This is a genomic window from Chryseobacterium capnotolerans, assembly GCF_021278965.1.
In the GTDB taxonomy this organism is placed as follows: Bacteria; Bacteroidota; Bacteroidia; order Flavobacteriales; family Weeksellaceae; genus Chryseobacterium; species Chryseobacterium capnotolerans.
The window spans coordinates 3,300,249-3,315,252 of record NZ_CP065589.1 but is presented as its reverse complement, the minus strand read 5'-3'; the positions used below and the strand labels follow the sequence as shown (position 1 = coordinate 3,315,252).

Genomic DNA, 15,004 nt, shown 5'->3' with positions numbered 1-15,004 from the left:
AGGAAATTTCAATTTACAAATGCATTATTGTATAATAATTTTAGCTTAAAACTATAATATGTTAATATTTTCTACTAATCAATATATTGTAATAAACTTTAATATTTTTTACTTATAAATATAAATTATGAAAAAAACACTTTTTTTATTTTCTTTGCTAATATTCTATTCATTGCATGCACAGATCGGGATTAATACACAGAATCCTCAAGAAGCATTTCATATTGATGCTGGAAAAGATAACAACATAACAGATGTTCCAACTTTATCACAGCAGGTCAATGATATTGTGATTACATCAAACGGAAACTTTGGTATAGGTACAATTGCCCCCAATAGTATATTACAGTTGAATGGATCATTATCTATGCCAGTAGTGGTTACAGATAAAAATTATACTCTTACAGATAGAGATTATTCAGTTATTTTCAATGGTCTTTCACAAGATGCGGCCAGTCATGTAATTTTCACAATTCCTGATCCATCCACTTGTAAAGGACGCATCTATAAAATAACCTCTTTAAATGGGGGATTGAATGGTCATAGTGGAGCGTATCCTGATACTAATGAATATGGACTCGCTTTAAGTATTCCGGTAATTTACGCAAAAGATGATGATGGGACAGTTCGCTCTTCTAATAGTGTTTATAAAATTGGAAATTCAGTTGGAGGAACAAAAGGTTTTGCTGATAGAATTACAATACAAAGTGATGGAAATAACTGGTATTGTATTGATTATTGATTATTTCAATATACAAAACCTACTTTTTTTAACAAAACGGATAAATATAATCATATAAAATAATATTGATTCCTTATCTCTAAAAATAAAAATTACGTCTAAGCAATAAGGTGAGTATTTATCCATAACTATAATTTAAAATATTAATTTGATGTATAAAAAAATGTTATTTGGAATATTATTTTTGATTCAATTTTCTTTTGTTAATGCAAAAAAAGACGAAACTTATTTTAAAAATTATTCTTATAATCAACAAATCCCTAAGTCTATATATTTTCAAACCTACAAGTGTTGGATAAAAATAGACAAACAATCTAATGGCAAATACCTCTATCAGTCAGGAGGTATTATCTCGGATTTTCCTATTGATATTGATGCTCCTTTTACACCAACTGAAATGATTATAATTGACGGTGAATTAACTTATATAGACAATTGCTATTATTTTAATTTTAAAAATAAAGGATATAAGTATGTAGTTAAGACAATTGATAAATATTGGTCAGAGTACAGTTTATCAGTGTATAATCCGAAAGGGGAAAAAATTCTTTTTGAAAAAGGTAATAGTATTATAACTCGTTATTAGATAGTATTTAACCAAGATCTAAGTTTATAATTGTTTAGAATGACAAAAATTTAAGTAACTTCAGAAACTTATCATATTAAGCAATGTTATTATTTTATTCATCATTTGTTCAATATCATCTTATTAAGTTCCTAAAGTTTTTGTAAGCTATCTCTTCGGACTATATATAGCAGATTTTTTCTGGATGGTTGTGGCCTGGTTCATACAATAGTCTTATTCACGTTAATTCAATACAGTATCCCAACATTTGTTTATTATCTCTTTTAAATTAACAGAAATCAGGGATTTTTACAACATAGATTTTCCACAAATTCGCCTTGGTCATTTGCATATCTATTTTATAGATGTTCTGGTCAATATGTTTAAAAGCGAGAAGTAAGATAGAAGAACTGATGTAAAGCTGGTTACATATTTAGTAAATACAATTATTTAGCGTCCCACCCATATTATGTGCTTAAAAATAAGAGATCTTTCATTACTATTTGTCATAATAGTTTTAAGCTGTAAACCAGAGAAAAAAATATCCGGTGAGAATAAAAAGAGCAGCGATACGATCCATCTTAATGCAACTGTTATAAAAAGTTATGTTGTAGATGTGAAAAAAATAAGCATTGATACTGCAACAGTTTTGAATGCTTTTAAGAAAAATATAAAAACAGACCAATTTATCAAGGAACTGTATATGGATTCTTATGCCACAGTTTTTGACTCAGAGCGGCCTATACTTATTGGTGATCTTAATGATGATCATCAGGATGATGCTATTATGCCCTTTTCCATTGAGGGACGGGATGGTGGAAATAATTGGGATACCCATTATGCAATTTTTATCAATAATAATGGGCAACTTGAATATAAATATTCCTTTGCAAGAGGTGGAGATCTTGCAGAAAAACAAATTGATTTTAAAAATATACAAAATGGTGTAATACATGGAATAGAAGTTCCGGGATTTCATTACCCTGATGGAGATAGTACTTCGGTAGAGTATATTTATAGAAACTCTGAACTTTCTAAAGTTCTAGGACCTTCAGAGGTAAAATAAAAATGAGATATTGAAGTAACCAACAACTCACAAAATAATCGTTAAAAATGTCACATAGAGTTTATTTATATAATGTTAACCAGCCGGGAGAACCTTCTGAAGATGATGTAATGATGATGGAATGGGGGTATGAAATCCCACTTTTTTACAACCCTTATTAATTGATGGAGGAATTATTGGTGGTAATAATTATAATACCCATACGCCCGGAAATAATTCCGGATTGTTTTACAATGCTCCTCAAGGAATAGAAAATTTAAAGCGTTTTTATAATTTCATTGAAAGGCATCAGGACGAATTAATTGATGATGTTGAGCATTTTAAAAATGCGAAAGAAAATCTTTTTAATTATCTTGAAAAGCTTAATCAGCCTTATTTCAATTTAGATGCCTGGGACGTGTTTAACATGAATAATACCAGCCATAAAAAACAAGCAGAAGAGTGGCTTCAGAAGATTAAAAATAATAATGCCGTTATCAATGATGCTATTAATACCGACAACGTTTTTTTACTTGAACTTTCTTTATTTTCAAAAGAGGTCGGAGAATGGTTTGATGATTTTAAATCATTTTTTAATTATTCAAATTATGGCTATGGCTGGGATATTATTGATCAGCCTGAGCCTTCCGCACCACTAATTTTTGAAGAACATAGTCTTTGGGGATTAAAAGATGCAGCCGGAAAAATTCTTATTCCACCTCAATACGAAAAGTTTTACGATTTTGATGATGAGAATATGGCCGTGGTTTTTTTTGATAAAAAGTATGGTTACGTCAGTAAAAACGGTAAAGAAGTAATACCACCACAATTTGATGATGCATTTGATTTTATGGGAGATTATGCAATTGTATTACGGGCAGGAAAATATGGAAAGATTAATAAAGAGGGAGATGTAATCATTGATTTTATGTACCAAGATATGAATAATATCGGTTACAATCGTGAATGTTTTACAGCAAAATTAAATGATAAATGGGGAGTTATAGATAATCATAATAATGTTGTACTGCCTTTTGAATATGAAGAACGTATAGAATCCGGTAACAATGAAGAAACTTATATAATTACTGTAAAGGATAGAAAGACGAAACTCATTTTTACAAAACAATTTAGGTTTTTAGGAGAATTTGAAACTAGCTTTGTTAAAAGTATACTTATCCCAAACGAACAGTATATTTATGAGGTCTTCCAGAATACAAAGTCAGATCAAAATCTATTATTGGATGATCATGGGAAATTATTGTTAAGTGGTTACGAAAAAATAATTAAGAATTTATATTATGTTTTTATCATCCGAAAAGCTAAAAAGTATGGGGTAATGGACTCTAAAGGAAATATGATCCTGGATTTTGAATATGAAAGTATAGATACACTACCTGTTGTTTTACAAAAACGAGATCATATTTTTTGTGCAAAAATTGCCAATGAAGAAGAACATTTGCATGATGATTTTTTGAAAGTTAAAAAATCGGGAAAATATGGATTATATCTTAACATTAATCATTTCAATACGCAAATAAGTGATTTTATTTATGATGATATTATTTCTTTAAAGAATGCTTTTCTTGCTGTTCAGATCAATGGCTTATGGGGAATAATTCATGCTCTTGGTGAATTAAAAGTACACATAGAATATGATCTGATTTTGAAAGGTGATGATGCTTATTGCTTAAAAGATGACATGGTTTATACTTTTGATTCAAATGGTATCCATGAAGCGGAAAAAACGAATTTACAAAGATATATTAATTCAAATAAAGAACTTGGTTATCATTACTTCTCTCGTGAAGTAGAGAATAGACTTCAGGCATATGTAGATAAAGGCCTCAAGGCAGATGAAGTATTTTATCAGAAAGCTTGGATACTTCTTGAGATGGATAATGAATACTGCGTGGCAGAGGCAGTGTATAATTTCCAACAGGCTGTAGATTTAGGGCACGCTGATGCTATGAATGAATTGGCTATTATTTATGAAGATGCCAAAGGAGAAAACCCTCATTATAAAAATGAAGAACAATCTTTTCACTTGTTTTTGAAATCAGCTCAGTTAGGATCTAAAACTGCCATGTTAAATGTAGGTCTTTGCTATGCAGACGGAATGGGTACGTCTATAAACCAGGAACAAATGCTTTATTGGTATACAGAGGCTTTGAAAGCAGGTAATATGAGTGCAGCACTTAATCTCGGTAATTATTATTATTTTAATACAGATGGAAACGAAAATTATGAATTAGCACTAAAATATTATTTAAAAGCTGAAAAAGCTGGTAAATCTGTAGATCTGGAACTGGGATGGTTGTACAATCATTTTAATTATCCTGATAAAGCGTTATCCTATTTGTTAAAGGCAGTCATTGATGATGAGGAGGGGTATGCCAGTTGGCAATTAGGCGTTTATGCAGAAAAAGGAATAGAAATGGAAATAAATATACCCCTCGCAATTAAGCATTACAAGGCAGCTGCAGATATGGAATATAATGAAGCATTTCTGAATCTGTATGATATCTATACCAATGATAAAGATTTTAAGAATAAAACTTTGGCAGAACAATATGCTCAAAAAATAGCATCAGCTGGTTTAGAGATTAGAAAGAAAAAGGGATAGATTTTAGAAAGTTTTAAAAATTAGATCAATAAATAAACTAAAGAATTTGGATTTTACGGGACCATATATAATTGTTTCTCTGCTATTAAGTGTAGTTTTCTTTTTTTAAGCTTGACGGGCTTTACAAACCCTCAACACTTCAAAAGAAAGAATTCTCTGAAAATTCCCAATAAGTTCTTCTTATTCTTGATTTTCTTCCTTATTTCAATCTGCTTTCTATTAGCTGCTGGAGCATTCTTCACAGCTCAAATTCATAAACACAAGTTCACATAATTACTAAATAGATTTTAATCTCGGCTGTAGCATATTAAAAAAAGTTGTAGGAATGGGATATATACAAACTAATAATTGTGATTTCTGAAAAAATTTGATATTGAATACAAAATCGCTGATATGAGTTTCAAACGATATTGTATCAGATTAAATGACCGATTGTTCAGATGTATAAATGCAGAAGGTTGTGTTGGAGATATTTATAATATAGCCTATATATCAAACAAAGATAGAGATATGGGCAGAATGTTAGGGAAACAATATATCTAATCAATTACTAAAATAATAAATAGGAATAATGTTTACACAAATAAGAAAAGAGCCTCTAACAACTAGAGAAAAGAAAAAACTGAAGCTTTTGTTTAAGTCGAGACTGATACTGGGATTGTTATTTTTGCCCTTGCTTCTTCTTGGAATTGGATTTCCTTGCATAACTGCAATTAAGGATATTATAAGCAAAACATCTGATAGAAGTACCTATTTTAGTATTGTTTTTGCTTCTATCATTGCATTCTTATTTTTCCGTTTTGTAGTTCCTTTTTATAAAAATTCATTTAAGAATTTAAAACGTGAAGATAAACTTGTTATTGATACTATTGTTTTATCTGCTACTCAAAGGTTGACCGGAAAAGGATATAAGTATTCCGTGCAAACAGAACATAGTTACCTTGATTCTTGGGCAATAACAATCATCATGAGTCCAAGTCTTCACTTGAAGGACATGTGTACCAATATGCTCATAACGATTCACTGTTTAGAAGATAATAATGTAGACATCCTCTATATCGAAAAAACAAGTTCAAAACACCAGTAATATGAAGATAACATTTTTTTTATTATTTTGTTTGTTAAACATTAAAATACGGACAATATCGTATTAATAATTATGGGAATTAAGAAAATATCTCGTATGATTCTTAAAAGTGAATTTGTATCAAGACAGAAAATTTTGGAAATTTCCCAAAGTAAGAGAAGCGAATTGTATAAAGAGAATGAAACTCTGATACAGGAAAATAAATTAATGTCTAAAAGATTAGAACGGTTAAAATATATTCTTGAAAGAAATGAAAACTCTATGACAGAAGCTGCTTTAACTAAACATGGTGAAATAGTCTTTATGACATATTCTCAAAAGAATATTTTTGATAGTATTTACTTATCTGGTGAAAATGGGAATTGTAATTTTTGGGATTCTGTAATGCACTTCAGGGACTATGGCAATGAAATTAAAATTGTTGATTTTATAACAAAACATAATTCGGAAAATAAAGGCTATGGCAGAGCCTTAATGAATTTTGTTATTGCAGAAGCAAAGAAAAAAGATATCAAGTATATTACAGGAGATTTATCAAGTGTTGATGCTGACCATTTTGATTGGTTGATTACATTCTATGAATCATTTGGTTTTGATTGTAAGTTATTTAATGATGATAAGATAATAAGAGGAAATATAAGGTTGTTGTTGGATAGTCCTGAAAAAAAGATATGTTGATTGCTGTATAAATGATCTCTGGGAATAAATGCTGCTATAAAACAAAAAATCCATCTCATAAAATAGTTAATAAAATAAAAAAGGTACGGCGTTTCCATTCCTTTTTTATGTTTTTGGTTCGCCCTGAGAGACGTATTAGATAATATTAGGTTTGATATGAAGAATTGTTAATCTTCTTTTTCCAATGAAGTTCCGTGAAATTATATTTTTGTTGAAATTTTATAAGTAATAAAGTGTATAATATTAAAATTGTAACATCCATTATTCTACTGATGCTATTAGTAAACTGTACTACGCAAAGCATAGTGTTTTTAAGAATGAACCTTGTTTTTAGGTAGATTTTTTTAAAGAGAGAATGCGGTTAAAATAAGACCGTTCAATATAAAAAATAAACTCCTGAGATCTTTTGATATCAGGAGTTTTGTGCCGGATTCAGAATACAAAGCATCCTTTTTGAGGAAAAAGTAGAAATCTCAAAGGAACTCAAAGAATTGATTATAAAAAGAAAAACAGAGTATTTCTGAGCGGCACTTCGTAACAAACAAAACAAAAAATTGTTTTTGAATTTTTAGACTTCAACTGATGAGAGAGGTCTTATTTTACCTTTTCCCAATGCAGTTTTCCAATAAGTATGTCAATATGCTGATATAATTTTTCCAGCTCAAAACTCCCATGATTGCCATAGTCGTTTATTTTTTTTGTTTTTCCATCCGGAAGGTGAATCTCAATATCAGTAGAAGGAAGGTCGGAAACTTCTCTGTTTCCATAAGAGTCTTTCAATAATGTAAAGTCTAAAGCATTAACAGAATTGAGATCTTCCTTACTCAGCGTTGAAGTATAAACTCCTTTCAGATTATTTTTTACACTATTTTTTGCATCCAGTCGAATGTTGCCATTCTTCCGGATTTCAATGGTGTAAACAGGACATGATCCGAAACAAAGATTTTTCGTTAGAGTAATTGTTTCGGCAATAGGTGAATTGCTGATGGCTTTTTTACTGCTGCATGCTGTGATCAATAAGAAAAAGATCGCTGAAACTATATATTTCATCATTTGTTAATAAATTAATGACCATCTATCCAACAGGGATAAACTTAGGACTGCAATATCCTATGAATACAAAAGATATGAAATAACAGATATCTGTCATTTTTTGATCAATGCAGAAATAAACAAATGTATATCTATATTAAAGCAGTAAAAGACTGTGAGTCATCGTAAAGGCGATAAGCTCTGAAGATGTTTTTGTATTGGTTTTTTGCCTTAGATTCCGTTTGTGATTCTCTACCGTATGGTAGGATATGAAGAGAGACGATGCTATTTCAGGTGTATTTAAACCCACTGCCATTAACTTTAAAATCTCTTTTTCCCGTTTGGTAATTATCGGCTTTTCAACTTCAATCTGCTGAATATTCTGTTCGATATGCTTGAAATACTGGATTTCCTTATTATTGAAATCCATAATGGAAAGTAATGGCTTATTGATAATATGAAAATGAGCCAAATCATAAATAACAACCAATGAGCTTTCTATTTCTTTCTTTTCATTCCTGTATTGCAGGGGAGATTGTAGCAGTATCCAGCGGTAGTTGTTATTACGGTCTATCATTCTTGCGTAAAAATTGAACCTCATGTTCCCTCTTTTATCCTCATCCATCATATATGACATTTTAGTAGAAAACTCAAAGGCTCCCATCAGATAGAAGCGGTCGTCAGGATGAAAAAGATTGATAAAAAAGTCAGTGCCAGAATCCATCCATTCCTCCTTTGTAAAAGGTGTGAAATGTTCTATATTGTCACTAAATATTGTGGTTTTCATTTCTATATTATTGGAAATAAACCAGAAATAGGGGCTGATAGCGTATTTCTTACACCCCTCAATGGTCTCCGAATAAAAAGTATTATAATCGGTACTAGTTTCTTTTTCGTTGTGAAGAAAGAAATAGTTGAAAAACTGGTCTCGGTCTATCGGGTTGATTGTATTTTCCATTGTGTTTCAGATTAAAAAATAACCGACAGTAGAATTTTTCAGCCTCCTGAATCACCTGCAAATAATCCAATATATATTCTCAATCCCAACATGGGATGTCTGGAATCTTTTATTGGTTGATGGTAGTGATCATAGGGGATTTTAGCTGTGTCTGTTTTTTATAAAATAAATTTAATGAAAAATGACAGATATCTGTCATTTTTTTTTAATCCTGGTACTGATAATTTTGTACAAACCTATAAGTCAATGACTTTTCTTAAAAACACAAAAAATTATGAGCAAATATTATCCTTTATGCAAAGTATCAGATCCTCCGATAGACTTTCATACAAACTTTTTTCCATCATAAGATCACAGCATAAATAACAACTGAATTATTCTGTCTGAAATACAATGCTGAACCTGAATACAAAAGTTTCGACGATAAAAACTGTATAACCTCAATCATTTTTCCTGGTAAAAGATTATATATTCCCTTTTTGAAAGGAAGGTGTTGAGTATAATAAAAACTTAAACTACATTAAGAATCGATATATGGGTAAAAACTAAAATAAAATAATAGAGAACAAAAATGAGCAAAACACAAATTAAAAATTACAGCATTGTTCCTGTTGATTGCCGATATTTTAAATGCTGAGGTGGGTATCAATACCTCTTCGCCCGCTCCTTTTTCTATGCTGGATATCAGTTCAACAATAAAAGGGATGCTTTTACCCCGGCTGACTACAGCACAACGTAATACTATCAGTAATCCTGCCACAGGGTATTGATTATGAAACAGCTCCTGTCAATAAATTTTCGGGATACAACGGATCCCAATGGGATAGGAGGTATTGGGAAATCTGAAATGGAATCTTGGGGGTAATTCAAATACTAATCCGGCTGTAAACTTCCTGGAAACAACAGATAATATGGCATTGTCTGTAAGAACTAATGGAGCTGAAGCCATTCGAATTGAGAATACCGGGAAAGTAAATTTATCCGGACCTGAAGTAATTCCTTCCAGGTTATTTGTAAGCAGAGCTTATCCAGGTGAAAGATATCCTACTGTGCTTGCTGCTTTAGATAATGGAGTGGGAAGCGCTTATCCGGTAAACTTTATGGCTGAGAACCGGGAAGCAGGAGTAGGTGCAAATCTGGGAAGGATATTTTCTAACCCCCTTCCCGCCTTTTTCTAACATTAAAAATAAGCTGATTTTAAAAATTTAATCACGAATAAAATATAAATAGATTTTTCTTGGGAATAGAGTGTAGTTTTTTTATGGAGAGTCTTTAAGGATGGAAATGAAGCTTTTATTGGGAAAAGTGTTAATTGTGGTTCGCTTTATTTTCATCCTTATTCTCTTCTTATTAACTATTAAAACACAAATAATGAATTTTATCCTGGTGGTGTTTAAGAATACCGGACCAGCATTAAACCTACCTTCTGTTTCTTATTAAAATGAGGGATATCTGTTATTTTATTTGTTACAGATTAAAAATACATTTGCTGAAAATCAGTAACCGATATGACAGCCTTTCGCTGATCTGTAAAGTATAACTGATATCTGTTTTGATATGATAAAGTATTGATAACCTAATTTAAATTCTATGCTAAAAAACAAATTTTATGTATTGTTCTGTATGGTAATGTTTCCTGTGTTGATTTTTTCACAGGTTACATTGCCTTTTACAGAGAAGTTTGGGAATAGTCCTACTCAGACTCAATGGGATTATTCTATGTATTCTCTTGTTGTCAGCAATCCTGATGTGGGTTCCCCAAACGGAGAAAAAGGATGTCTTATGTATAATTTTTACAATTCACAGGGGGCTTCAACCTATAATGTGATTTCTCCGGCTCTGCAATCTTCAGGAGGAGGATGGATAAGAGTAACCTTTGACTTTGCAGCTGCGAACCGGTATACAATGCCTGTTGCTCTGCAGACCATCTTTGCTGATGACCATATTATCCTGGAATATTCTACAGATGGAGGTACAACTTATACCGAAGCTCATAATTACCTGATAGGAGTAAACGGTGAACTGAATACTGGAGGTATCCTGCCAAGCATATTTATTCCTAACGCAACTCAGTGGGTGACAAAATCAATCATCGTGCCCGCCGGAACCAATAGAGTGAAGTTTAAAGGATTCAAAGTTCTTCCACTTCAGGCCGGAAACTTCGCTTATCTGGATAATGTGACATTTGAAGAGTGCAGCACACCGGTGCCGACAGGAGATACTGCACAGCAGTTTTGTTCCGGAAATACACTTTCTCAGCTTATTGTTAGCGGAACAGATATCAAATGGTATGATACCGCAGGAAATCTTTTACCCTCTACAACTCCATTGGTTAGCGGAACAACCTATTATGCTTCCCAAACTGTGAATCTGTGTGAAAGTCTTATACGTTTACCAGTAACTGTATCCAGCGGGGCTTGCTTAAGTGTTGATGATATTGATCTTTCACAGTCGGGAACAAGTATATATCCTAACCCTGTAGAAGATATATTGCACCTCAAATCAAAACAGCCTGTGAAAAAAGTTGTGATCTATAATATGGCAGGCGGAAAAATACTGGAAGTGAATGAAAAACAAATAACATCCGTCAATGTAGGACATCTGGTAAAAGGAGTTTATATGGTGGAGATCTATTTTGCTGATGATAAAAAACTTGTGGAAAAGATCATAAAGAGATAAAAGATTAGTATATATTCTGCTTCAAGACCAGATTCTTTACATATCCTTATAAAATTTAAATATAAAAAATATCTACTATTCATTAATGTAAATCAGATACTTAAATACAAGTGTTGGAAATTTATAATATCTCAAAACAATTATACTCAATCAGGGCCGTATGGAAATTTTTCATACGGCTTTTTATTTTTGCATTGAGAATAAAAATAACTGCCACCATTCAAAAAATTGATGAAAAGAATTATTACAAACAATGTTTTAATTATTATGAGAAAAACAAAAACCTTTGAAACGTTGTCATTTTTGAGATTTTTATACGGCCAGATTGGAAATCAAATTCATTAAGAATTCTTATCCTTCCTGATCTTCTTTTATTCCTTTTTTTGCAGCCAGCTTCATTTATTTGGAAACCCAATATTCAAATACCTTTAAAGATAGTTATATATTTGATTTTCTAAACCTTTCTGAAACCCATGGAAGTGATTTGTAAAAAGGATTAGCCAGACAGTTGAGAAATTTTATTTTGAAATTAGGCAAAGATTTTCTTTTCGTTGGCGAAGAATACAAACTACAAGTTGGAAATAGTGATTTCTTGTTGATTTATTATTCTGTCATCGAGGGCTGCAATGTTTGGTAGCTTTTGAACTCAAAGCGGATAAATTTAAACTGGAACATGTAGAACAACTCAATTTTACCTTGAAGCATTAGATAGAGATGTAAAAAAAGTCCAATGAATGGAACATTGTACGATCCTTGCTGTGGCTCGGGTGGTATGTTTATCCAGTGTGCCAAATATGTGGAGGAAAAACAAGGTGATATTAAAATGGTGAATGTGTATGAACAAGATGGAGATCCTGCCACTTACCGCCTGGCAAAAACGAACTTGGCAATGCGTTGTATTTCGCATCATTTGGGAGAAAAGAATGCCGATACTTTAAGCAATGATTTACATAAGGGTTGAACTTTGATTATATCATGGCAAATCCTCCATTTAACTTAAAAAAATGGTATGATACAACCCTTAGAACGTACATCGTATGATAAAAACAGAATAAGCTAATCTTTAGGGACTATAAAATGACAGATATCTGCTATTTTATTTAAATACTGTATCCGAATATATTTGTAGAAACCAAATTAGTCTTCACGCATTGCATTATTTTTTGTGATGCTGTTATCAAGAGACTGGTAAACATTTCTGTAAAGAATGTTTACTACAAAAAACATAAATGATGAAACTGGAAAAACACTCTCCCTATTGCACAGATGCCTTTCCTGTTTTAATTTGAAAAGATTGGAAATTAATTTTAAACTATAAACAAATGAAAAAAAAACATTATTCTCTTAAGCAGTCTATTGTTCTCAGTAATTGCATTTTCCCAAGTGGGTATTAATACAGGAAGCCCCAATGCCACAATGGATGTAAGTGCCAAAAGAGACTCAGGAGGTACAATAACAGACAACACACAAACTTTGGGTTTGCAGGCACCACGTATTACAAGAGCTGAGCTTACAGCCAATACAGGAACGTATGGTTCTAACCAGAGAGGTGCTTTGATCTACATTACGGATGTTTCCGGTGGAAACACTACATCCCCCCAGAACCAACATAAATGCCGTGGGATATTATTATTTCGATGGCAGCCTTTGGCAGAAAATTACGAATGGTACTTATACTGGCTCTACCTCTGTAGTGTTAAGTGGCGGTGCTTTTCAGCGTGCTGCATTAACAGGAGATGTCACTGCGAGTCAAAATAGTAACATAATTAGAATAGCAAATAATGTGATAAACACCAATCATATAGTAGATTTAGCTGTTACACCGGCAAAAATTGCAGGTGGATTTAACGGAAATATATTAACGACAAATGCGAGTGGTGGAGCCCAATGGGTAGCCAGTCCAGCAGCGACTTTAGGTCCTGTTTATGCAGATAGCAATAGTTTTACTGATGTTGCATCATTTGATGGTACTAATTATATGTCTATGGGATATATAACCTTACCTCCAGGAAAATGGATTGTATCTTGGGTTTTACAATTAGAGCTTACTGGTACACCGGTGGCGGGTACGCCGGCAAGTGCTACAACTGTATTTCCAAGAAATTTTCATGTCCTGTCACAACTATCATCTAGCAATAATGCTTTAGCCACCAGTGGCTTTGGTGTTGTTAGTGGGGCATTCGGTACTTTGACGGGAAATATTCTTAATACGGAGCAAACATATTTAGGACAAATCAGAGGGACTTCTATTGTTGTTGTAAATACTACTACAAAATTATATGTTGTATCTAATGGTGTTTTTAGAGGAACATTAATGTCAAGTAATGTTAGATTCAAAGCTAATTTTGGTGAAAACTCAATATATGCAATTCCTGCAAATTAAAATTAAGTTGCACAAAAAATCCGGCTAACCATAAAAAAAACTGGCCATTAAGTATAATTGAATGTAAGGAGGAGGGTTGAGTGTGAATGAGGTGGTACCAAAAAATGGTATGTAACCATCGCCAATGATGATGAGCTGAGCATAAACGATCTCACCAGACAGATAGAGAAATTCTCTGCATTATCGGAAGCCTCAATCCGTGGTGTTATCATTGCACTGGAAAATGGGATACAGGATAATCTTACCAATGGGAAGATGATCCGCCTTGATAAGCTGGACAGCTTCTATCCTAGTCTCAGCAGGGGCGGTGCAGATACAAAAAAGAATTTCGCAGTACTTTAATTAAAGGAGCATGTGTTAATTACCGTCCCGGAAAGCGTATCAATGTTGCGCTGAAGACGGTAATTTTTAAGAAAGCGAAGTAGGTTTCCGGTAAAGGATATGCATTTTTTGCCCATTCTTGCTTAAGTGTTCTGCAAAAGTTAGTTAATTGTTGGGTAGCAATTAGTTAAGAGTTGAGCAAGAGTTTGCTAATATAAGATAACATGTACTGCTCATTTCTTGAAAGATGATGAAAATCTCTGGCAGAAAATTCAAAGGCTGGACAAAACTTTCATCAATACGAACTGATTTTATATTTAAAATGAAAATATTTACAGAAGTATGGGATAAAAACCTAAAATCAAACAAGGAAGTTCATCATGTATCTGTAATGAAAAATATTATAAAAATGAATTTTAAAAACATACATCTTGGTTCTCTCATCAGGCAGCATGTTACAGAAAACGGGGTAGAAGTGTCCCGCATTTGTAATTTTATGAAGTGTCCCAGTATAGAAGTAGAAGAGATGTACCAGCAGGAAAATCTTCCTACCCATATTCTGTTGAAATGGTGTAAGTTACTTGAATATGATTTTTTCAGGCTTTATTCTCAGCATTTGATACTGTATACATCTCCATCCAAATCGATCTCAAAAAAAACGAATCTGCCACGATTCCGAAAAAGTGTATATACAGTAGAAATGATTGATTTTATTTTAGAACAGATCAATACTGGTGAAATGACCAAAAATGATGTAATGGAACGGTATAGAATACCTAAAACAACTCTTTACAAATGGTTAAGCAAATATTCGAAACAATAGTAAGAGCATACGGCTAACTGATACATCCCAATAAAGTAACATAAAAACATGCAATAATGATAAAG

General features: G+C 32.3%; 16 protein-coding genes and 1 pseudogene. 15 read left to right on the top strand and 2 right to left on the bottom strand.

Annotation, left to right across the window (positions count from 1 at the left end; all coding sequences use genetic code 11):
• Positions 1-127: 127 nt before the first annotated feature.
• From H5J24_RS15900 to H5J24_RS15875, 6 genes are all read left to right on the top strand, one after another.
• Entirely contained in the window at positions 128-742 is a 615-nt protein-coding gene (locus tag H5J24_RS15900; protein ID WP_068941979.1) for a hypothetical protein, read from the top strand.
• Positions 743-893: 151 nt separating this feature from the next.
• Positions 894-1,328, top strand: coding sequence for a hypothetical protein (locus H5J24_RS15895; protein ID WP_068941981.1), 435 nt, complete (start codon positions 894-896; stop codon positions 1,326-1,328).
• Positions 1,329-1,923: 595 nt separating this feature from the next.
• Positions 1,924-2,373, top strand: a complete 450-nt coding sequence (locus H5J24_RS15890) for a hypothetical protein (protein WP_141395645.1) — start codon at positions 1,924-1,926, stop codon at positions 2,371-2,373.
• 223 nt (positions 2,374-2,596) lie between these two features.
• Positions 2,597-4,978 carry an SEL1-like repeat protein gene (locus H5J24_RS15885; protein ID WP_232815667.1) on the top strand — a complete coding sequence of 794 codons (2,382 nt, stop codon included), beginning with the start codon at positions 2,597-2,599 and terminating at the stop codon, positions 4,976-4,978.
• 571 nt (positions 4,979-5,549) lie between these two features.
• Entirely contained in the window at positions 5,550-6,065 is a 516-nt protein-coding gene (locus H5J24_RS15880; protein WP_068941986.1) for a hypothetical protein, read from the top strand.
• 72 nt (positions 6,066-6,137) lie between these two features.
• A complete protein-coding gene (locus H5J24_RS15875) occupies positions 6,138-6,743 on the top strand; it encodes a GNAT family N-acetyltransferase (RefSeq protein ID WP_068941988.1) in 606 nt (201 codons plus the stop codon).
• A gap of 594 nt (positions 6,744-7,337) precedes the next feature.
• On the opposite strand, the gene H5J24_RS15870 is transcribed toward H5J24_RS15875, so the two are convergent.
• Positions 7,338-7,796 (bottom strand): DUF6438 domain-containing protein, encoded by a 459-nt coding sequence (locus tag H5J24_RS15870; protein WP_228407600.1) that lies wholly within the window; start codon positions 7,794-7,796, stop codon positions 7,338-7,340.
• Positions 7,797-7,932: 136 nt separating this feature from the next.
• A complete protein-coding gene (locus tag H5J24_RS15865) occupies positions 7,933-8,733 on the bottom strand; it encodes a LuxR C-terminal-related transcriptional regulator (RefSeq protein WP_068941989.1) in 801 nt (266 codons plus the stop codon).
• Between the two features lie 602 nt (positions 8,734-9,335).
• Here H5J24_RS15865 and H5J24_RS15860 point away from each other — a divergent pair.
• The 9 genes and pseudogenes from H5J24_RS15860 (at position 9,336) to H5J24_RS15820 (ending at position 14,939) form a co-directional block, all read left to right on the top strand.
• Positions 9,336-9,503: a hypothetical protein gene (locus H5J24_RS15860; RefSeq protein WP_167386981.1), complete on the top strand. Its 168-nt coding sequence runs from the start codon at positions 9,336-9,338 to the stop codon at positions 9,501-9,503.
• A gap of 63 nt (positions 9,504-9,566) precedes the next feature.
• Complete coding sequence (locus tag H5J24_RS15855; RefSeq protein ID WP_068941991.1) at positions 9,567-9,911, top strand: hypothetical protein; 345 nt, start codon at positions 9,567-9,569, stop codon at positions 9,909-9,911.
• Between the two features lie 412 nt (positions 9,912-10,323).
• Positions 10,324-11,412, top strand: coding sequence for a T9SS type A sorting domain-containing protein (locus H5J24_RS15850; protein WP_068941993.1), 1,089 nt, complete (start codon positions 10,324-10,326; stop codon positions 11,410-11,412).
• 508 nt (positions 11,413-11,920) lie between these two features.
• The gene (locus tag H5J24_RS26375; protein WP_317228589.1) at positions 11,921-12,049 is read left to right on the top strand and encodes a hypothetical protein; all 129 of its coding nucleotides are present in this window, start codon (positions 11,921-11,923) and stop codon (positions 12,047-12,049) included.
• Positions 12,043-12,120, top strand: a complete 78-nt coding sequence (locus H5J24_RS15840; protein ID WP_232816384.1) for a hypothetical protein — start codon at positions 12,043-12,045, stop codon at positions 12,118-12,120. Before H5J24_RS26375 ends, H5J24_RS15840 begins: the two co-directional genes overlap by 7 nt.
• 22 nt (positions 12,121-12,142) lie before the next feature.
• Positions 12,143-12,373, top strand: a complete 231-nt coding sequence (locus H5J24_RS15835; RefSeq protein ID WP_082811105.1) for an N-6 DNA methylase — start codon at positions 12,143-12,145, stop codon at positions 12,371-12,373.
• A gap of 618 nt (positions 12,374-12,991) precedes the next feature.
• Positions 12,992-13,795: a hypothetical protein gene (locus tag H5J24_RS15830; protein ID WP_232815665.1), complete on the top strand. Its 804-nt coding sequence runs from the start codon at positions 12,992-12,994 to the stop codon at positions 13,793-13,795.
• 90 nt (positions 13,796-13,885) lie between these two features.
• Positions 13,886-14,220: pseudogene (locus H5J24_RS15825) on the top strand (HU family DNA-binding protein); the annotation flags it as partial.
• Between the two features lie 305 nt (positions 14,221-14,525).
• On the top strand, positions 14,526-14,939 hold the full coding sequence (locus tag H5J24_RS15820) for a transposase (protein WP_068945014.1): 414 nt from the start codon (positions 14,526-14,528) through the stop codon (positions 14,937-14,939).
• Positions 14,940-15,004 lie beyond the last annotated feature (65 nt).